Annotated in this window: 21 protein-coding genes and 2 other annotated features; all 21 genes read left to right on the plus strand. The window is 38.5% G+C overall.

The features are described 5' to 3' along the window. Positions 1-304 precede the first annotated feature (304 nt). The 21 genes from RDV78_02675 to RDV78_02775 all read left to right on the plus strand — a co-directional run bounded on the left by RDV78_02675 (position 305) and on the right by RDV78_02775 (position 19,797). The gene (locus tag RDV78_02675) at positions 305-1,039 is read left to right on the plus strand and encodes a M23 family metallopeptidase (protein ID MDS1029407.1); all 735 of its coding nucleotides are present in this window, start codon (positions 305-307) and stop codon (positions 1,037-1,039) included. Positions 1,040-1,047: 8 nt separating this feature from the next. After that, complete coding sequence (locus tag RDV78_02680) at positions 1,048-1,926, plus strand: M50 family metallopeptidase (GenBank protein MDS1029408.1); 879 nt, start codon at positions 1,048-1,050, stop codon at positions 1,924-1,926. A gap of 109 nt (positions 1,927-2,035) precedes the next feature. Next, a complete protein-coding gene (locus RDV78_02685; GenBank protein MDS1029409.1) occupies positions 2,036-3,913 on the plus strand; it encodes a TIGR03960 family B12-binding radical SAM protein in 1,878 nt (625 codons plus the stop codon). Next, positions 3,910-4,614, plus strand: a complete 705-nt coding sequence (locus RDV78_02690; GenBank protein MDS1029410.1) for a TIGR03936 family radical SAM-associated protein — start codon at positions 3,910-3,912, stop codon at positions 4,612-4,614. The genes RDV78_02685 and RDV78_02690 overlap by 4 nt, the downstream gene beginning before the upstream one ends. A gap of 14 nt (positions 4,615-4,628) precedes the next feature. Further along, positions 4,629-6,314, plus strand: coding sequence for an Rne/Rng family ribonuclease (locus RDV78_02695; protein ID MDS1029411.1), 1,686 nt, complete (start codon positions 4,629-4,631; stop codon positions 6,312-6,314). Positions 6,315-6,422: 108 nt separating this feature from the next. Continuing rightward, positions 6,423-6,677, plus strand: coding sequence for a hypothetical protein (locus tag RDV78_02700; GenBank protein MDS1029412.1), 255 nt, complete (start codon positions 6,423-6,425; stop codon positions 6,675-6,677). Between the two features lie 52 nt (positions 6,678-6,729). After that, positions 6,730-6,801 (plus strand) — a sequence feature (ribosomal protein L21 leader region). A gap of 12 nt (positions 6,802-6,813) precedes the next feature. Continuing rightward, the gene (rplU, locus tag RDV78_02705) at positions 6,814-7,125 is read left to right on the plus strand and encodes a 50S ribosomal protein L21 (GenBank protein ID MDS1029413.1); all 312 of its coding nucleotides are present in this window, start codon (positions 6,814-6,816) and stop codon (positions 7,123-7,125) included. A gap of 3 nt (positions 7,126-7,128) precedes the next feature. After that, positions 7,129-7,473, plus strand: a complete 345-nt coding sequence (locus RDV78_02710) for a ribosomal-processing cysteine protease Prp (protein MDS1029414.1) — start codon at positions 7,129-7,131, stop codon at positions 7,471-7,473. Continuing rightward, complete coding sequence (gene rpmA / locus RDV78_02715) at positions 7,473-7,751, plus strand: 50S ribosomal protein L27 (GenBank protein MDS1029415.1); 279 nt, start codon at positions 7,473-7,475, stop codon at positions 7,749-7,751. The genes RDV78_02710 and rpmA overlap by 1 nt, the downstream gene beginning before the upstream one ends. Positions 7,752-7,860: 109 nt before the next feature. Continuing rightward, positions 7,861-8,406 (plus strand): Spo0B domain-containing protein, encoded by a 546-nt coding sequence (locus RDV78_02720; protein MDS1029416.1) that lies wholly within the window; start codon positions 7,861-7,863, stop codon positions 8,404-8,406. A 44-nt stretch (positions 8,407-8,450) separates the two neighbouring features. Then, positions 8,451-9,743, plus strand: a complete 1,293-nt coding sequence (gene obgE, locus RDV78_02725) for a GTPase ObgE (GenBank protein ID MDS1029417.1) — start codon at positions 8,451-8,453, stop codon at positions 9,741-9,743. A gap of 148 nt (positions 9,744-9,891) precedes the next feature. Next, positions 9,892-10,182, plus strand: coding sequence for a ribosome assembly RNA-binding protein YhbY (yhbY, locus tag RDV78_02730; protein ID MDS1029418.1), 291 nt, complete (start codon positions 9,892-9,894; stop codon positions 10,180-10,182). A gap of 14 nt (positions 10,183-10,196) precedes the next feature. Next, positions 10,197-11,330 carry a glutamate 5-kinase gene (gene proB, locus RDV78_02735; GenBank protein MDS1029419.1) on the plus strand — a complete coding sequence of 378 codons (1,134 nt, stop codon included), beginning with the start codon at positions 10,197-10,199 and terminating at the stop codon, positions 11,328-11,330. Positions 11,331-11,365: 35 nt separating this feature from the next. Further along, entirely contained in the window at positions 11,366-12,619 is a 1,254-nt protein-coding gene (locus tag RDV78_02740) for a glutamate-5-semialdehyde dehydrogenase (GenBank protein ID MDS1029420.1), read from the plus strand. A gap of 172 nt (positions 12,620-12,791) precedes the next feature. After that, a complete protein-coding gene (locus tag RDV78_02745) occupies positions 12,792-14,102 on the plus strand; it encodes a glucose-6-phosphate isomerase (protein MDS1029421.1) in 1,311 nt (436 codons plus the stop codon). A 77-nt stretch (positions 14,103-14,179) separates the two neighbouring features. Continuing rightward, a complete protein-coding gene (gene nadD, locus RDV78_02750) occupies positions 14,180-14,821 on the plus strand; it encodes a nicotinate-nucleotide adenylyltransferase (GenBank protein ID MDS1029422.1) in 642 nt (213 codons plus the stop codon). Between the two features lie 113 nt (positions 14,822-14,934). Next, positions 14,935-15,186 carry an RNA-binding protein gene (locus RDV78_02755; GenBank protein MDS1029423.1) on the plus strand — a complete coding sequence of 84 codons (252 nt, stop codon included), beginning with the start codon at positions 14,935-14,937 and terminating at the stop codon, positions 15,184-15,186. Between the two features lie 45 nt (positions 15,187-15,231). Further along, a complete protein-coding gene (gene yqeK / locus RDV78_02760; GenBank protein ID MDS1029424.1) occupies positions 15,232-15,819 on the plus strand; it encodes a bis(5'-nucleosyl)-tetraphosphatase (symmetrical) YqeK in 588 nt (195 codons plus the stop codon). A gap of 21 nt (positions 15,820-15,840) precedes the next feature. Further along, positions 15,841-16,191 (plus strand): ribosome silencing factor, encoded by a 351-nt coding sequence (gene rsfS, locus RDV78_02765; protein MDS1029425.1) that lies wholly within the window; start codon positions 15,841-15,843, stop codon positions 16,189-16,191. Positions 16,192-16,219: 28 nt separating this feature from the next. After that, positions 16,220-16,422, plus strand: a binding site (T-box leader). Positions 16,423-16,465: 43 nt separating this feature from the next. Further along, positions 16,466-18,943: a leucine--tRNA ligase gene (gene leuS / locus RDV78_02770; protein ID MDS1029426.1), complete on the plus strand. Its 2,478-nt coding sequence runs from the start codon at positions 16,466-16,468 to the stop codon at positions 18,941-18,943. A 206-nt stretch (positions 18,944-19,149) separates the two neighbouring features. Further along, positions 19,150-19,797: a ComEA family DNA-binding protein gene (locus RDV78_02775; protein ID MDS1029427.1), complete on the plus strand. Its 648-nt coding sequence runs from the start codon at positions 19,150-19,152 to the stop codon at positions 19,795-19,797. Positions 19,798-19,810: the final 13 nt, after the last annotated feature.

Genomic DNA, 19,810 nt, shown 5'->3' on the forward strand with positions numbered 1-19,810 from the left:
AAAAGAATTTAAGGTTATCAAAGTAATAATCACGATTTAGTTCAGAATACACAAAATTCCCTTCTTTTTCTGATGATAAAAATTATATGCTGATTATAGCAAAAAATATCTACAAATTACGACAATTTAGCATAAAAAAATAACCACACTAAAAACAATACCATATTTTAGGCTAAGGTTGCAACGGATAGCTGCAAAATACAAAACCCCTTTTGTGTAATAAAGTCCCAATATATTCATATATTGCTAGTAGAGTAAATGCTAAAAATTATTAAAAATTAATTTTAACGCAGGAGGGGTAATCTTGAAGGGATCCTGGCAAAATAAGGATTACAATAATTGGTATGATAATCTGGACATTGACAAATATAAAACTGCTTCACTAAGTTCTACTTATGGTTATAAAAGAAAAAATTCTTTTCTGAAACACCTATGGATTAAGCAATTCTTTGGAGCACTTATTTTATTTGCTGTTTTTTTAGTATTCTTTTCCTGGAAAAGCCCCGGAGTTGTTAGCATACAGGAAAATGTAAGATATTTATTGGCAGAAGAAAAAAGCGATTTTACACCTGTTTTAGAAACAATGGTCAGGGAAGGATTATGGCTAGATTCCTACGACCTGCAGGTATACCGTTCAGAGTTACCTATGTCTATTCCTGTTTCCGGAAAATATGTGCAAAATTTTGGCTGGGTAGAAACAAATTCCGGTGAAAATAAGTTCCATCCAGGTATAGATATCGAAACTGAGGCTGCTGCACCTGTACGGGCAGCTTTAGATGGTAAAATTTCAAAAGTAAGCCATAAGCAAAATTTAGGCAGAATAATAGAAATTACTCACCAAAACAATACTGTTACAATTTATGGTTTGCTAGGGGAAATTCTGGTTGATGAAGGCCAATTAGTTAAGCAGGGAGATATCATAGGTAAAACAAAAGCTGGGGAGCAGGGCCAGCAGGTAAAACTGCATTTTGAGGTTCGAGAAAAGGGGAAAGCTATTGACCCCTTGGATAAAATAACTAATAACCAGGGTACCATTTAAGGTGTAAAATGAAAATCGCTGAGTTATGGGGAGTAAAAATAATTATTAATGATTTTTTTCTGCTTTTAATTTTGGCCTACGGAATGCTTGGAGTATTGCCGCAGGTATTTATTATTTTTACCCTAATATTAATTCATGAAATGGCTCATATTAGGGTTGCGGTTCAGGCAGGAATAAAAGTTAAGGAAATTGAGCTCTACCCTTTCGGAGGCGTTGCTCGAGTTGAGGGAGTACTACAAAGCAACCCTCAACTGGAAATGAGAGTTGCTCTTGCCGGCCCCTTTATGAATTTTTTATTGTGGACTTTAGGCTTTATTATCCATAGTAATTTTCATTGGCAAGGAAGTTTGTACCACTGTTTTATGCAGGCCAATTTAACTATGGGATTGTTCAACCTTCTTCCGGTATTACCTTTAGACGGGGGCAGGATTTTAAGAGCATACTGGGCTAAAAAAAGTGGGGATTTACAAAAGGCTACCTGGCAAGTTGCTCTTTGGGGAAAGTACTGCGCCGCAGCTTTAATTATAGGTGGTTTAATTAGTTTTGCATTACACTATACTGACCTAATGGCTGTTATTACAGCACTTTTCATTTTTATTGCTTCCCGCAAGGAAGAGGAGGCATCCCAATACATTTTCCTGCGCTTTTTGCTGAGAAAAAACCAGGAAATCAGCAGCAAAGGATTACTGCCTCTTAAATGTTTTAGTGCTTTAGATACTTTACAAATAAAGGAAATAATTACAAAATTCAGTCCAAATATGTATCATCTAGTTATTGTTTTAGATAAAAAGGGAAATTTTAAAGCTAGGATAACAGAACATGAGCTGTTAAGAGCTTTTTTTCAATTAGGTGGTTCCTGTACTTTGGGAAAAATGATCCAAGGCTAGTAATTTGACAATAGAATTATTATGCTTAGAATAAAGGGAAAAATAGTATTGTGTAGAAATATTTATATTTTACGTACTAACAAGTTTATTGAGATAGCGGAGGATAAAAATGCGGCAACTAGTCGAAGAACAATTACTGCCAAGGGTAACAAAACCAATACGTTATCAGGGCAATGAATGGAATTCTATCCATAAAGATTGGTCGGAAATAAAAGTTCGTCTTGCTTTTGCTTTCCCAGATTTATATGAAGTGGGGATGTCACATTTAGGGTTGCATATACTCTATGGGCTAGTTAATAAAGAAAAAGACTTTTTAATGGAACGAGTTTTTGCTCCCTGGGGTGATATGGAAGAATTAATGGGCCAAAATAATGTGCCTTTATTTAGTTTAGAGTCTTACCATCCGGTAAAAGATTTTGATTTGCTGGGCTTTACTTTGCAATATGAAATGAGTTTTACCAATATTTTAAACATGCTAAATTTAGCAGAAATGCCACTACTAGCCAAAGACCGGGATGATAGTTTTCCGGTGGTCATAGGAGGAGGCCCTTGTGCCTATAATCCGGAGCCATTGGCACCTTTTTTTGATATTTTTGTATTAGGAGACGCAGAAGAATTATTATTGGAGATTCTAAATTTAGCTAAAGAAATGAAAAAGCAGTACGGAGACAGACTGCCTAAAGAAAAATTTTTACAGCAGGTTAGTAAACTGCAAGGTATTTACGTACCTTCCTTCTATAAAGTGATTTATTCAGAAGAGGGTAAAATCGAAAGCATTGAGCCTGTAAATGAAAATGTTCCTGCTAAAGTCCAAAAAAGAGTAGTTAAAAATTTAGACGAAGCTTACTTCCCTACGAAACCCATTGTGCCTTTTGCGGATACAGTGCATAATCGTGTAATGGTTGAAGTAGCCAGAGGTTGCACTAGAAGCTGTCGCTTTTGCCAGGCAGGTATAGTTTATCGGCCGGTTAGGGAACGAAGCCAAGAAACACTGCTGCAGCAGGCTAAAGAACTTGTCAAAAATACTGGCCACGATGAAATTGCTTTGACTTCTTTAAATACTGCCGATTACAGCTGCGTAGAACCCCTAACCACTGCTTTATTAGATAGCTTGCAAGAGGATAAAGTTGGTATTTCCTTACCTTCTTTAAGAGTAGATGCTTTTTCTGTCAATTTAGCCAAGAAGATTCAAGAAGTACGGAAAAGTGGTTTAACCTTTGCTCCGGAAGCAGGAACCCAAAGACTGCGGGACGTGATTAACAAGGGTGTAACTGAGGAAGATTTAATAACAGCAGTTTCCGGTGCCTTTGCAGCAGGTTGGACCCATATAAAACTTTATTTTATGATTGGTTTACCAACAGAAACAAAAGAAGATATTGCTGGCATAGCAGACTTGGCTTATCGAGTTCTTAATAAAGGAAGGCAGATTCTAACAGGGCAAAACATTAAAAAACCGCCCCGGGTGACAGTTAGTGTTTCTTCCTTTGTGCCTAAATCCCATACGCCTTTTCAGTGGGTTCCCCAAGATCCAATTGCTGTTTTACAGGAGAAGCAGCAGTACTTAAAGAGCCTCTTAAAGGATCGGCGAATTACCTATAATTATCACGATGCCAAATTAAGTTTACTGGAAGCAGTTTTTGCCAAAGGAGACAGAAGGCTTGGGGAAGTTTTACAGTTGGCTTGGCAAAAGGGATGTAAATTTGATAGTTGGTCTGAGTACTTTAAATATAATACTTGGTTAAAGGCTTTTGAGGAAATTGGACTGGATCCGGAATTTTATGCATACCGAAAAATTGAGTTGACAGAGATGCTTCCTTGGGAACACCTGGAAACAGGTGTTAGCAAAAATTACTTACGTAAGGAGTTCGAGAAAGCAGTTCAAGGAGAATTAACTAAGGACTGCCGTTTTAGCAGCTGCGGGGCATGTGGTATTTGTTCTAGTTTAAAGGTCAAACCTGTGTTTCAAAGGGAGGCTAAAAGTCAATGAGGGTAAGAATTAGGTTTGCAAAAGGAAACCAAGTAAGATTTATTTCCCATCTGGAATTAATGAAAACATTTGAAAGAGCAATTCGCCGGGCAAGGATTCCCATTGCTTTTTCCGAAGGATTTAATCCTCACCCTAAAATGTCCTTTGCCACAGCATTGGCTGTAGGGGTTACGGCAGATACAGAATATCTTGATTTGGAGTTGCGGCAGGAAATGAGCCCTGAAGAAGTTTGGCAAAGGCTCCGGCAGAATTTGCCGGAAGGCTTTCGTATTCTGAGCAGTCACTTAGTTAACTCCAAAACTCCTCCATTAATGAGCATTGTGGCCGCGGCGGAATACGAAGTTAAGGTTAAATTAATAACTGAACAGCATAAAGCCCAAATTGATCAGGCCATAGAGCACTTGTTAGAGCAAGATTCAGTTACGATAGTTAAGAAGGGTAAAAAAGGATTGCAAAATAAAGAAATTAGAGCGGGGATTTTTCAGCTGGAATGTTTGGCAGTGGAAAATGGCTGGGCCACTTTTAAAATGTTTGTCCAGGCAGGAAGCAAGTGTAATATTAGGCCGGAAGAGGTACTAAGGGCCATCCGGGAAAAGGAAAATATTCCCCTAGACCTGGGTTTGGTAATTGTTAACCGTACTGCTTTATTGGCTGGCCAAGAGGGGCATTTTGTTTCACCTCTGGAGCTTAGTGGGGTTTAAGGAGTTGAAGACTCGTGTTTAAAGAAATTGTGATTCAAGCAAACCCTCTAGAAACAGTAGCTGCAGTATTGGAAGATCATAGATTAGCCGAAATTTATTTTGAAAGATCCATGGAACAGCGCTTAGTCGGTAATATTTACCGAGGTAAAGTGGAAAATGTTTTACCTGGGATGCAGGCTGCTTTTATCGATATTGGTTTAGAAAAGAATGCATTTTTGTATGTTGAAGATGCTTTCCCTGCTAAACCGGAAGGGGGACATAAAGAAGTAGAAAAGCAACAGCCTAATATTGGCGATTTATTAAAAAAAGGCCAAACTTTAATTGTGCAGGTTACAAAGGAGCCTCAAGGCACTAAAGGACCAAGAGTTACTACTAATATTACTCTGCCGGGAAGGTATTTGGTTTTAATGCCTATGCTAGACTACATAGGTATATCCAGACGCATTACTGACGAAACAGAAAGAAATCGTTTAAAAAAAATTGCCCAGGATCTAGATCGAGGGAATATTGGCGTAATTGTACGCACTATAGCCCAAGGGTATAGTGAAGAGGAGTTAAAGGATGATTTTAACTCCTTATTCCAAACCTGGTTGAAAATTAAGAGCAAAATGCAAAGCCTAGCTGCTCCGGTTCTAATTCATAGTGATTTAGAATTAATGCAGCGCCTATTGAGGGATATTTTAACGGAAGATACAGATAGGATTGTTGTGAACAGTAGAAATACCTATCTAAAAACTCTGGATTATGCGGAAACATTAGCTCCCAATTTAAAACATAAAATTATGCTAAAAGAAACAGAAGAACTTTTAGCTGAATACCAAATTCCTTTACAAATAGAGCAGGCACTGAAACGTAAAATATGGTTAAACTGTGGCGGCTACCTAATTATTGAACATGTAGAGGCTTTAACTGTAATCGATGTTAATACGGGCAAATATGTAGGGAGTACTACTTTAGCTGATACAGTTTTTCGAACAAATATTGATGCTGCCGTAGAAATTGCTCGTCAGCTTCGCTTAAGGGACATTGGCGGTATTGTAATAATCGATTTTATTGATATGAGTAATGAAGGTCACCGCTCTTTAGTTTTAGAGACTCTAGAAAAAGAGCTGAAAAAGGATAGAACCAAAACTCATATTTTGGGATTGACTCAATTGGGTTTAGTAGAATTAACGAGGAAAAAAGTTAGGCAAGAAATTTCCAACATCCTCCAAAAGGATTGCCCCTACTGTCGAGGAAGGGGTAAGGTCCTTTCGGAAGAAACCATTAGTTTAGAAGCACGAAGACAAATAGCAGCTTTTGCTGCTTTGACTACTGCTCCAATTATTAAGGTAAAAGTTCATCCGGCAGTGGCTGCTTTGCTGGTAGGTGAAGAAGGTCGGCTTTTGGCTCAACTCCAAGAACAAACAGGCAAAAAAATAATTGTATTTGGTTTTTCTAGCATCCATTTGGAGGATGTAAAATTAGAAAGAAAACAACAGCTAGATCCTTTGGAAAATATTTGGCCAGTTAAAATAGGCGAGATCCTAACAGTAGAAATTGAATCTGATTCTAATGCCGGCAAACAAGATGGCGTAGTTATGCTGGATGGACATGAAGTTCAGGTGAAAGGCAGCAGCGAATATATGGGGCAATATGTGCCAATTCAAATTACACATGTTGGCAGTGTCTCGGCTAAAGCCAAAGTAATAGGAAGGTAAAGAGCAGCAAGAATTTGCTGCTCTTCTAATGCAGGTACAAGCTACAAAAAGCAGGATTATAAGTCCGAATTGCCGAATGTTATGTGTTAATTCGAGAGGAGGATTATTTTGCTGCACGAACTAATTAAAATCGGAGAAACTATACCTGAAGTGGCGATGATTAATACGCCTGATGGTTTAATTTTCGATGGAGATGAATATCGCCAATGGATAAATGATTGTCTAGCATACTTAGAAAGTCATTACACAACTTTGGATATGAATAAATACTTTAAAGGCTCAGCAGAAAAAGCTTGTGGCAGTAGCAGTGAAAACTATAATAATATGATGAATATTTTAAGATCCCTGCTTAAGCTGCAGTAAATTTGCTGTTTGCTTGACATTTAGATATATGTATGTTACGATTTCTTGGTATAGTTTTGTTCAACCGCCCGGTCCAGGTTAAAAAACCTTTAGGTTACCTAAACCGGCGAGTTTTTTTCGGGGAGGTGCACGAAAAGTGTACGCAATTATTGAAACAGGTGGTAAACAGTACAAGGTAAACGAAGGAGACGTACTCAAGGTTGAAAAACTCCCAGCTGCAGAAGGAGAAACAGTTGTAGTTGACAAAGTTTTGGTTGTGGGAGAAGCAGATAATCTAAAAGTAGGTACTCCAACCGTTGCTGGAGCGAAAGTATCTTTAAAAGTAAAAGCTCACGGCAAAGGAGAAAAAATTATTATCTTTAAGTATAAGCCTAAAAAGGGATACCGTAGAAAGCAAGGACATCGTCAACCATATACCGAAGTTTTAGTTGAAAAAATTGATGCTTAAGTAATGGTGATTGTGGAAATTTTCTTAGATGACTTGGAGAGAGTTCAATCTTTCCAAGTTAAGGGCCATGCTAATGCTGGAATATACGGCCAGGATATTGTATGTGCTGCCGTTTCAGTACTTACTCAGACAGCCTTATTAGGAATGGAGCATTATTTAACAGCAGACATGCAAATTGAGAGAAAATCTGGCTGGCTAAAATGTGTTTTGCCACAGCAGATGCCGCAAGATGAAGCGGAAAAAGCTCAAATCATTTTGCAAACAATGCTGTTGGGTTTATATTCAATGGAAAAAGGCTACCAAAAATACATGAAAATCATTAAGAGGAGGTGGACAGCATGTTCGTAATGGATTTGCAGCTGTTTGCTCATAAAAAAGGGGTAGGTAGCTCTAGAAATGGTCGTGATAGTGAGGCCAAAAGATTAGGTGTCAAAAGATCTGATGGAATGTTTGTTTCCGCAGGAAATATTCTAGTGCGCCAAAGAGGAACTAAAATCCACCCTGGTACAAACGTGGGTATTGGTAAAGATGATACATTGTTTGCTCTAATAGATGGTTACGTTAAATTTGAGCGTAAGGGTAAAGATAAAAAACAAGTTAGTATTTATGACGAAAAAGCTATGTAACAAAAAATTCCCTGGCAACAGGGAATTTTTTGTTTTAATAATTAAAGGATAAAATATATAAAAGTAGAATTATTTTAGCAAATAATATTCTGGAGGTTAAGAAATTACTTTGTTTAATTCTCAAGAAATGGTTAACTACCTTCGAATTAACAAACACGATAATTTCAATCATTTTCAAGTGATTATGGGCTATTTACAGGTTGGAAAACCTGATTTGGCCTTAAGCTATGTTAAAGAGGCTATTGCCCAGTTACAGGAAAATGCTACTATACTGCGCCTCGGTTTACCTAACTTAGTCTTATGGCTGCTTTTTAAGCAAGATGAGCTTAGGGAAAAAGGAATTGACTTAAAAATTTTAAATGAAACTGAACTAAAGAATGCTCCTCCTTGGGAAAAAAGCCTAATGGAATGTTTTACAGAAGTAGGAAATTTAATTGGGAAAATGCTTTTGGAAGTTTCAGCAGAAGAGCGCTGGTGGGAAATTAATTTTACTGGAGAAAAAACCCTGGAAATAAATTTTACTTTGCCTGCTTTAACCAATGGGAATTGGGAAGAATATTTAGCAGAAAAGTTAACAGACTTGAAAAAAATAAATGCAAACTATTGTTGCTCATTAAAGGAAGACCTATTTACCATTACAATTCAAATAAATTAACTTACTCTGTAAGCATTAGAATAATTTAACGTTAGGTGATAATAATGTTCTATGATTATGCGAAGATCTATGCAAAGGCAGGAGACGGAGGGAACGGTGTCGTATCTTTCCGCCGGGAAAAATATGTTCCTGAAGGCGGCCCTAATGGCGGAGATGGGGGAAGAGGAGGAGACATTGTTCTTGTAGCTGACGGAAGCTTAGGAACTTTAGTGGATTTTAAATATAAAAAACATTATAAAGCTGACCGAGGCCAACATGGTCAAGGCAGCAATAAACACGGCAGTTCAGCGGAAAATTTAATAATTAAAGTTCCTGTAGGAACCGTTGTCAAAAACGCTGACACTGGGGAGCCTATTGCTGATTTGTTTGCCGAAGGGCAGAAAGTGGTAATCGCTAAAGGAGGCCGTGGGGGCAGAGGAAATGCTCGCTTTTTAAGCAATAAAAATAAAGCACCTCGATTTGCGGAAAACGGGGAACCTGGAGAGGAAATTTGGGTAGTACTGGAACTAAAGCTCTTAGCTGATGTTGGTTTAGTTGGTTTTCCTAACGCAGGTAAATCGACTTTGATTTCCCGTATTTCAGCTGCTAAACCTAAGGTAGCAGATTATCCCTTTACTACTTTAACTCCTAACTTAGGAGTTGTAAAATATGATGAGGAAAGCTTTGTTGTTGCAGATATACCTGGTTTAATTGAAGGAGCTCACCAGGGGGCAGGTCTTGGGCATAATTTCTTAAGACACATTGAAAGAACTAGAGTTATTGTCCATGTGGTAGATATGAGCACTTCCATCCAATCTTCGGAACAGGAACAATCTGCTGATCCCTATTATAACTTTTTAGCAATTAACAAGGAACTAGAGTTATATAACGCTGATTTAGCCAAACGCCCTCAAATTATAGCTGCCAATAAAGTGGATTTGCCAGAAGCTCAAGCAGCGCTGCAAAATTTTATTGCTAAAGTTCAGGGCTATGAAGTATTTCCTATTTCCGCAGTAACAGGTGCAGGTGTTGAAAAACTACTGGGTAGAATAGCCCAACTGTTGCAAGAAATTGGAAAACCTGACTATGAGCGAGAAAGCCAGGAAGAAAAAGTTCGAGTAGTCAAAGTTGAACCTCAAGATAGATTTAAAATCGATTACGTAGATGGAATTTATCTTTTAAGTGGCAAGGAATTGGAAAAGCACTTTGTCATGACTAATTTTGAAAACGAAGAATCTTTGCGCCGTTTTCAAAATATCATGAAAAAAATGGGTGTTGATGATGCTTTACGGGAGAGAGGAGCCAAGGTTGGGGACACTGTGCGGATAAAGGATTTAGAGTTTGAATTTGTAGAGTAGGCTACATGTTTTCTAGTGTCGAGTGGTTTAGATTGTGCATATTCTATATTTGTTAGTTAATAGTCTGCAGCAACCCTACTGGGTTGCTGTTTATAAATTGTTTGGTAAGGGAGGTGAATGTTACTAACTTAAAAAGTTAGTAATTTACATGCTGACAGGAAAACAAAAAAGATTTTTACGAGCCATGGGCAACGAACTGGACCCTATCATTCAAGTTGGCAAGGGTGGAATCACTAAAAACCTTATTATTCAGGTGGACGAAGCCTTAGAGGCCCGGGAATTAATTAAAGTCCGTGTGCTGCAAAACTGCTTAACTGAACCTAAGGAAATTGGCAATGAATTAGCTGTTCATGCTAAGGGGGAGTTAGTGCAAGTTATTGGACGGAATCTGCTTTTCTATCGTCAAGCTTCAGAAAAGCCGAAAATAGAATTGCCATAAAGAGAGTGAGCCTTTTGGACAATAGTAATCATGAAATATTAAAAAATTTAACAAGAATAGTTGTGAAGGTAGGAACAAGTTCTTTAACCCATCGGACGGGTAAATTAAATCTATTTCGGTTGGAAAAATTAATTCGCCAGCTGGCAGATTTAGCTAACCAGGGGAAACAAGTTATTTTAGTTTCATCTGGGGCAGTGGGTGCAGGTATCGGAAAAATTGGCTTAAAAAGCCGTCCGAAAACAATTCCTGAAAAGCAGGCAGCAGCTGCTGTAGGTCAAGGGGTATTAATGCACATGTATGAAAAAATTTTTGCTGAGTACGGTCAGATAGTAGGGCAGGTTTTGTTAACCAGGGAAGATTTAGCAGATCGGAAAAGGTATTTAAATGCTAGACACACCTTATTTTCTTTGTTGCAATACGGAGTTATTCCCATTGTCAATGAAAATGATACTGTAGCAGTGGAAGAAATACGTTTAGGGGATAATGATACTTTGTCGGCTTTAGTTGCATGTTTAGTGGATGCAGACTTACTAGTACTCCTTTCCGATATAGAAGGACTTTATGATGGCAATCCGCAAAAGGATGCTAATGCTCATTTACTGCCCTTTGTTCAAGAGATTAATGCCGAGATCGAAGCACTGGCTGGGGGAGCAGGTTCGGAATTTGGCACTGGAGGAATGAATACAAAAATCCAAGCAGCCAAAATGGCCATGAATTCGGGCATTCCCATGGTAATTGCCGATAGCAAAAGGGAAGATGTTTTACGGCAAATTGTAATGGGAAACTGCCCAGGCACATTATTTGCTCCCAAAGACACTCCCTTGCATACCAAGAAAAGATGGATTGCTTACGGTTCAAGCATTCAAGGAAAAATTACCGTAGACGCTGGCGCCCAAGATGTTTTGATGAATGATGGAAAAAGTCTTCTGCCCATTGGAATTACCAAAATAGAAGGAAATTTTGAAGCTGGTAATGTAGTTAGTATTTTAGACTTGGCAGGTCATGAGTTTGCACGGGGAATTGTTAATTATGGTTCTGAGGAAATAGAAAAAATTAAAGGCAAAAATACCACTGAGATTCATAAAATTTTAGGTTATAAAGATTATGATGAAGTTATTCATCGAGATAATTTAGCTTTAAGTCAATAAGGGGAAAAGAATATAGTTATCAAAGGGGGATGCCCATGGTAAGCAAATTTTTAATTTATGAACAAGGAAGAAAAGGTAAGGAGGCTGCAAATAAATTAAGCGTCCTTCCCAAAAGTAAAAAGGACGAGGCTTTATTGGCCATGGCTCAGTTTCTACGGGAAGGAGTCGGAGAAATTATAGCAGCTAACCAACAAGATATGGCTGATGGGGAAGCTAAGGGTTTAACTAAACCTCTTCTAGACCGCCTCATGCTCAATGAACAAAGAATTGAGGAAATGGCTAGTGCACTGGAATCTATTGCAGCTTTACCAGACCCGGTAGGTGAAGTACTAACTATGTGGACCCGGCCAAATGGGTTGCAAATCGGGAAAATGCGAGTTCCATTAGGTCTTGTTGGTATTATCTATGAATCTAGACCCAATGTTACAGTAGATGCAGCAGGTTTATGCCTAAAAACCGGCAACGCTGTGTTGCTGCGTGGAGGATCGGAAGCTTTTCGTTCCAATTCGGCCATTGTTTCTATTCTTAGAGAAGCACTGAAGGGTACCAGTATCCCGGAGGATGCAGTGCAGCTCATTGAAACTCCTAAAAGAGAAGCAGTAGAAGTTATGTTAAAAATGAAAAAATTTATTGATGTGCTTATTCCTAGAGGCGGTGCCAGCTTAATTCAAAATGTAGTGGAAAATGCTACAATTCCTGTCATTGAAACTGGCGTAGGTAATTGTCATATTTATGTTGATGAAGGCGCAGACTTGGACATGGCCAAAGATATAGTCCTCAATGCTAAAACCCAAAGGCCAGGGGTTTGTAACGCCATGGAAACTTTGCTTGTACACCGTTCGGAAGCAGAAACATTTTTGCCTGCAGTTGCCAGAGAATTATTAGACAAGGGTGTAGAGCTGCGGGGCTGCCCGGAAACTAAGGCTTTAGTTAAGGAAGTTGTAGAAGCTAAAAATGAAGATTGGGAAACTGAATTTCTAGATTTAATCCTGGCTGTAAAGGTAGTAGAAAGTATGGAAGAGGCTATACAGCATATTGCTAAGTACGGAACTAAACACTCGGAGGCTATTATCACGAAAGACTACGGCAGAGCTAGAGCTTTTGTCCAGCAAGTAGACGCTGCAGCAGTCTACGTTAATGCTTCAACTAGATTTACTGACGGAGGTCAATTTGGTTTTGGTGCGGAAATAGGTATTAGCACCCAAAAACTTCATGCCCGTGGGCCCATGGGTTTAAAGGAGCTGACAACTTATAAATATATAGTTTTCGGAGATGGGCAGATCCGGTAAGGAAGTGATTTTAGCTATTTTTCATATCACCTGATTTTAACGCTAAAGTTGACTAAAAAGCTTTTAATTATTACACAATAAGATTACATGTGTTGATTCTAAAGTCGACAGAATGTTTGGAAAGCATATGCTATGATAGTTATGTTTCCAATAATTAGGAGGTGGTATGTAGTTGTCTCAACAAATAGCTATTGACTATAGCAAGACCAGTGCTTTTATGTACCCACATGAGCTTGAATTTTTAGCTCCCCAGATCAGAACAGCTCATGAAATGCTTCATAATAAAACTTGTCCGGGAAAAGAGTACGTCGATTGGTTAGATTGGCCCTTAAACTATGACCGAGATGAACTAGAAAGAATTAAATATACCAGTCTAAAAATTAAGGAAAAGGCAGAAGTATTTATCGTTATTGGCATTGGGGGGTCCTATTTAGGTGCTAAAGCAGGTATTGAAGCATTGCAGCACCGTTTTTATAACCAATTACCTATAGAAGAACGTCAGGCCCCGGAAATTTACTTTGTGGGCAATAATTTAAGTTCAACTTACATTAATCACTTATTAAAGATTATTGCTGAGAAAGATATTATAGTAAATGTTATTTCCAAATCAGGCACAACTTTAGAGCCGGCTATTGCCTTCCGTATTTTTAGAAAAATTTTAGAGGAAAGGTATGGCAAAGAAGGAGCTAGAGAAAGGATTATTGCTACGACGGACAAAGAAAAAGGATTATTGAAAAGGATGGCTCAACAGGAAGGCTATGCAACATTTGTTGTACCCGATGGAGTTGGAGGAAGATACTCTGTCTTAACTCCCGTGGGGCTGCTGCCTTTAGCCGTAGCTCAAATAAACGTTGAGCAGCTTTTGGAAGGTGCTCAACAGGGCTACCAGCTCTATAACAATAGTAATCTACTGGATAACCCTTGTTACCAATATGCAGGACTGCGCTTTATTTTGTACCAGAAGGGCAAAACCTTAGAACTACTGGCTAATTACGAACCTTCCTTACAATATTTTGCTGAGTGGTGGAAGCAGCTTTTTGGGGAAAGTGAAGGCAAAGACCATAAAGGAATTTTCCCGGCTAGTGTAAATTTAACTACGGATTTACATTCTTTAGGACAATATATGCAAGATGGCCTTAGAAATTTATTTATTACAACCCTTTGGGTGCAAGAACATCAAATTGATTTAACTATTCCCAAGCTAGACGATAATTTAGATGAGCTGGATTATTTGTGCAATCAGTCCTTACATGAAATAAATTATAAGGCTGCCCAAGGAACTATGGAAGCACATACCCATGGAGGTGTACCTAATATTAAAATTAATCTGCCCAAATTAAATCCTTACTTTTTAGGACAGCTCATTTATTTCTTTGAAAAGGCTTGTGCGATTAGCGGCTCCCTGCTGGGAGTAAATCCTTATGACCAGCCTGGAGTTGAAGCATATAAGAAAAATATGTTCAGGCTCTTAGGAAAGAAATAACTTAAGCAGGTAAAAAAGATTAGTCAAAATAGGTATTTTCGTATAAGATATAATTAAAAACATCTATGAGGTAAGATATGACAGGTTGTCCAGCGGTTCAAGCACAGCATAACATAGTTCGAAGTCTGGGAATTATGGGAGGCACTTTTGACCCCATTCATTATGGGCATTTAGTAACTGCAGAAGCAGCCAGGGAGACATTTAATCTGGAAAAGGTCTTTTTTGTTCCTTCCGGCAAACCGCCCCACAAAAAGGCTTATTCTGTTACTGAAGCACGTCATAGGTATCTTATGACAATTCTGGCCGTTGTAACAAATCCTTATTTCGAGGCTTCTTCTATTGAATTCGACCGGGCAGGCTATTCTTATGCTATTGATACTGTAAAAGAATTTAAGCAAAGATATACGGGCACTGAGATTTTTTTTATCACTGGAGCCGATGCCATCTTAGAAATATTAACTTGGAAAAATGTTGATGAGTTAATGCAACTCTGCCATTTTATTGCAGCAACTAGACCTGGGACTAAAATGAAAGAAATCACGGCATTTTTAAAAAAGCTTCCTACAGTGCTTCAAAAGAAAATTCACTTACTGGAAATACCTGCCTTAGCAATATCCTCCACAGATATTCGCCGAAGAGTTGCCGAAGGAAGAACAATTAAATATCTGTTGCCTGAACCAATAGAGCAATATATTGTCAAAAATAACCTATATAAGTAAAATAAGAATTGATTTATTTCTTTTATTTTCCGTGGTATAGATTTAAAGGAAGGGCAGATAATATAAATAAACTTTTAATCTATCTTAATTTTTGCCACGGTGAGGTGAATAAATTGGCCCGAACTCTATACGTAGGAAATCTACCTTGGTCCACAACCAAAGAAGAATTAGCAGATGCCTTTAGACAGCATGGTGAAGTAATCAGTGCTAGGATAATAAATGATAAGCAAACTGGGCGTTCCCGCGGTTTTGGATTTGTTGAAGTAGCTGATGATGATGCTGATAAAATGATAGAAGCTATGAATGGCACCGATTTTGGTAACCGTCCCTTGACGGTTAATGAAGCTAAAGCAAGGGAAGAATAATCTTAAAACCTCCTATGTTTGGTGTACGGGCTAGGAGGTTTTTTTATGGAAAATATTAAACAATTAATTCAAGCAGAAAATAAACTAATTGCAATTTTACACAAAAGATTATCCTCCAAAAGAATGAACCATACTCTAAATGTTGCTCAAACTGCAGCTGAGCTAGCTGCTGTTAACCAAATAAATTGTAAAAAAGCAGTCAAGGCCGGATTACTCCATGATTATGCTCGAGAACTTTCTTCTGATGAGCTATTAATTTTAGCTAAGGAAGCTAAGTGGCCTTTTCACCCTATGGAACAGCACATACCAATTCTACTCCATGGACCAGTGGCTGCTTACCTTGTTAATAGGGATTTAAAAATTTCTGATCAACAGATCTTAAAAGCTATCCAATATCATACTACAGGATGTCCGGGAATGGACAAACTGTCGCAAATTGTTTATATAGCAGATATGATTGAACCAGGAAGGAATTATGAAGGCGTGGAAAAGCTGCGGCACCTTGCTTACGAGGATTTAAGAACAGCATTTTTACAATGTTTAGAACATAGTATTTTTTATATTATCAAACAAGGCGGCTTACTTCATCCTTTAACAGTAGAAGCACGCAATGATTTAATATTGACTAAATAAAATTGTCCTTAGGAGGTACATATGGAGATTCAGGATAAAGTATCTTTAATCGTTCAGGCATTGTATGATAAAAAAGGAGTAGATATAGTTGCTCTAAAACTGCAGGGTTTAACCTTAGTGGCAGATTATTTTATCATTGCCAGCGGCAGGTCAACAAACCAGGTACAAGCTTTAGCGAAGAATGTAATGGATGAATTAGGAAAATCAGAAATCAAGGAACTACGAGTAGAAGGTTATCGCGAAGGTCGTTGGGTTCTTTTAGATTATAGCGATGTAGTGGTCCATATTTTCTTGGATGAAGCAAGGCAGTTCTACGGTTTAGAAAGGCTATGGGGAGATGCTGAGCATGTCCAATTGACTTTCGATAATTAATAATTTATAATACTTTAGTAATATATATAATATAGTGATGAGCGGGAGTAGTAAATCAATTGACTTTTTTAGAGAACTGTTGGTTGGTGAAAAACAGTAAATTCAATGGTTGAACTCACCCGGGAGCTTGTGTGACCTAGACACCGGTAATTGCCGTTATCCGATAGTAAGTGGGCTTTTATTTGAGCCAATACGGGTGGTACCACGGGAGTAAACTCTCTCGTCCCGACGGGGATGAGGGGGTTTTTTAGTATATAAAAGAGGAGTGAATATTTTGGAAGAACGCTATTTATTTTCGGAAATCGAACCCAAATGGCAACAAAAATGGGATGACGAAAAGTTATATAAAACAGAAGAAGATTTAACGAAGGAAAAATATTACGTTTTAGAAATGTTTCCTTACCCTTCAGGCAATTTGCATATGGGACACGTGCGGAATTACTCCATTGGTGACGTAGTAGCCAGGTTTAAAACTATGCAGGGCTTTAACGTAATCCATCCAATGGGTTGGGATTCTTTCGGCTTGCCGGCTGAAAATGCTGCCATTCAAAGAAAAATTCACCCTGCAGACTGGACCTGGGATAATATTAGCAATATGAAACGCCAACTGAAATCTATAGGCCTTAGCTACAATTGGGATCGGGAAGTAGCAACTTGCCACCCAGACTACTATAAATGGACCCAATGGCTTTTCTTACAATTTTATAAGAAAGGTTTAGTCTATAAAAAGAAGGCAGCTGTTAATTGGTGCCCATCCTGCGCAACTGTGCTGGCTAATGAACAGGTAGTGGACGGTAAATGCGAACGCTGTGACAGCACTGTAGAGAAAAAAGATTTAGCCCAATGGTTTATGAAAATTACAGATTATGCTGAGCGTTTGCTCGATGACTTGGAAAAACTACCGGGCTGGCCCGAAAAAGTTAAAATCATGCAGCATAACTGGATTGGCAAAAGTAATGGGGCAGAAGTGACGTTCCAGACAGAAGCGGGACATAATTTAACTGTGTTTACAACTCGGCCTGATACAATCTTTGGAGTTACATATATGGTCATAGCTCCTGAACATCCTTTAGTGGCAGAACTAACCAAAGGCAGTCCACAGGAAGAAAGTATTCAGGATTTTGTCAAAAAAGTAAAGAATATGTCCAACATTGATCGCATGTCTACGGATATGGAAAAAGAGGGCATGTTTACCGGAGCTTATGCTATAAATCCTTTAAGCGGGGAAAAAATACCAATTTATGTGGCAAATTATGTATTAATGGAATATGGTACTGGAATTGTCATGGGTGTTCCTGCTCACGATCAGCGGGATTTTGAATTTGCTAAAAAGTATCAATTGCCCATTAAAATAGTAATTCAACCGGAAGATGCAGATTTAAATTCCCAGGAAATGACTCAGGCCTTTCCAGCAGTTGGCGTTGTGGTTAATTCAGGGGAATTTAATGGACTCCAAAGCGATGTTGCTTTAGAAAAAATAGTAGCATACATGGAAGAAAAAGGAATTGGGCGTAAGCAAGTTAACTATCGTTTACGGGACTGGCTTATTTCCCGACAAAGATATTGGGGAGCTCCCATTCCTTTTGTTTATTGTGAACACTGCGGCGTTGTACCAGTACCTGAAGAAGAATTGCCGGTACTGCTGCCAACGGATGTGGAATTTAAGCCTGGTGGAGCTTCACCTTTAACAACTAGCCCAACCTTTATGAATACAACTTGTCCAAAGTGTGGTGGTAAGGCTACTCGAGAAACAGATACGATGGATACTTTTGTGGATTCTTCCTGGTATTTTCTAAGGTATTGCGATCCCAAAAACACAGAAACTCCTTTTGAAAAAGATAAAGTTGATTATTGGATGAATGTGGATCAGTATATCGGCGGTGTAGAACATGCTATTTTACATTTAATGTACGCTCGCTTTTTCACTAAAGTGCTATACGATTTAGGCATGGTAAGTTGTGAAGAGCCTTTTCAAAACCTATTGACCCAGGGCATGGTGCTGAAGGATGGTAGTAAAATGTCTAAATCCAAGGGGAATGTAGTTAGCCCTGAGGAAATTATTAACCAATATGGTGCAGATACAGCCCGGTTATTTATTCTATTTGCTGCTCCCCCCGAAAGGGACTTGGAATGGAGCGACCAAGGAGTAGAAGGCTGTTATCGCTTCCTAAACAGAGTTTGGCGTTTAGTTTATAGCTATGCTGCCAAAGTTAAATCCCTGGAGGCGGTGGATAAGGCTGAGAATAAAGCTGACAAAGAATTAAGGCGTTTAACTCATGCAGTTATTAAAAAAGTTACTGAAGATATTGGTGAACGCTTCAACTTTAATACAGCCATTAGTTCTATAATGGAAATGGTTAACGGTCTCCACCAATACCGGGATAATGTGGCTGAAGGAGAACAAAACCTATCTTTAGTAAAATTCAGCCTGAATCAATTAGTACTTCTCCTAGCTCCCTTTGCTCCCCACATTGCCGAAGAACTCTGGACATCCTTAGGGGCTGAAACTAGTGTTCATCTGGAAGCTTGGCCTAAATATGAACAGCAGGCCTTAGAAATGGACGAAATTACAATAGTTGTGCAAATCTCCGGCAAAGTTCGAGATAAAATTGATGTACCTAGAGGCCTTGGAAAGGAAGAGCTGGAAGCCAAGATCCTTGCGGAGCCAAAGGTGAATAAATATATTGCAGGTAAACAAGTGGTTAAAGTTGTTATAGTACCGGATAAATTAGTAAATGTAGTAGTAAAATAGTTTTTTGGAACAACCTAGCCAAAAAGGCAATTAGTTATTTGCAGCATGAAATAGCTAATTGCCTTTTTTAGTGCAGAGGTAACCAATACCGATAGTACCTGGCCCTGTATCAAAAATAGATATATTTGGAATATAACTTAAAAATATGCAGGAAAATGTAAATGTTTAGTAGAAATAGCATCAAAAAGTTGAAAGGAGACTAAAAGATGTGGCAGCAGCTTCCAAAGCAAATTAAATCCTTAATTGTTGTCTTAGCGGCAGCTCTGGTGTTTGGCACAGGTTTATTAGCTGCGCAATTTTTTCATAGGGATAGTAATGGGGAAAAGGAATTTGTGATTGATGAAGCTAATAAAACTGCAGAAAGTTCTACTGCCCAAGGAAATTCCGATGAGCAGGCTGTTTCTCAGGAAATTAAAATTCATGTTACTGGTGCTGTGCAAAAACCTGGGGTTTATCAGCTTCTAGCAGGTGCTCGAGTCCAGGATGCCGTCAATTTGGCAGAACCTTTACCCAATGCTAATTTAGATGCTTTAAACTTAGCAGCTCCTTTAAATGACGGACAAAAAGTTACGGTGCCCAAAAAAGGTGAAAAAGTAGATGAGTCCTTAATCTCTGCTGGTGTAACTGGCGGGGAGGTACCAGAGGGAAGCAGCACAGATGGGAAAGTAAACCTAAATACGGCAACCTTAGCTGATTTAGATGGACTTCCGGGTGTTGGTCCTGCCACTGCCCAAAGAATAATTGACTATCGGACAGCCCATGGGGGTTTTAAAAAAGTAGAAGAATTAGATGAGGTTTCTGGTATTGGACCTAAAAAATTAGTACAATTGAAAGATTTAGTAACAGTTTATTAAAAGGGAGAAAGCT

Source organism: Bacillota bacterium LX-D (assembly GCA_031628995.1).
In the GTDB taxonomy this organism is placed as follows: Bacteria; Bacillota; DUOV01; order DUOV01; family Zhaonellaceae; genus JAVLUO01.

Excerpts from the sequence above, each read along its gene's own strand:
- RDV78_02680 (MDS1029408.1), top strand. The coding sequence starts at position 1,048 with ATGAAAATCGCTGAGTTATGGGGAGTAAAAATAATTATTAATGATTTT.
- RDV78_02685 (MDS1029409.1), top strand. The coding sequence starts at position 2,036 with ATGCGGCAACTAGTCGAAGAACAATTACTGCCAAGGGTAACAAAACCA.
- RDV78_02690 (MDS1029410.1), top strand. The coding sequence starts at position 3,910 with ATGAGGGTAAGAATTAGGTTTGCAAAAGGAAACCAAGTAAGATTTATT.
- RDV78_02710 (MDS1029414.1), top strand. The coding sequence starts at position 7,129 with ATGGTGATTGTGGAAATTTTCTTAGATGACTTGGAGAGAGTTCAATCT.
- rpmA (MDS1029415.1), top strand. The coding sequence starts at position 7,473 with ATGGATTTGCAGCTGTTTGCTCATAAAAAAGGGGTAGGTAGCTCTAGA.
- obgE (MDS1029417.1), top strand. The coding sequence starts at position 8,451 with ATGTTCTATGATTATGCGAAGATCTATGCAAAGGCAGGAGACGGAGGG.
- yhbY (MDS1029418.1), top strand. The coding sequence starts at position 9,892 with ATGCTGACAGGAAAACAAAAAAGATTTTTACGAGCCATGGGCAACGAA.
- RDV78_02740 (MDS1029420.1), top strand. The coding sequence starts at position 11,366 with ATGGTAAGCAAATTTTTAATTTATGAACAAGGAAGAAAAGGTAAGGAG.
- nadD (MDS1029422.1), top strand. The coding sequence starts at position 14,180 with ATGACAGGTTGTCCAGCGGTTCAAGCACAGCATAACATAGTTCGAAGT.
- yqeK (MDS1029424.1), top strand. The coding sequence starts at position 15,232 with ATGGAAAATATTAAACAATTAATTCAAGCAGAAAATAAACTAATTGCA.
- rsfS (MDS1029425.1), top strand. The coding sequence starts at position 15,841 with ATGGAGATTCAGGATAAAGTATCTTTAATCGTTCAGGCATTGTATGAT.
- RDV78_02775 (MDS1029427.1), top strand. The coding sequence starts at position 19,150 with ATGTGGCAGCAGCTTCCAAAGCAAATTAAATCCTTAATTGTTGTCTTA.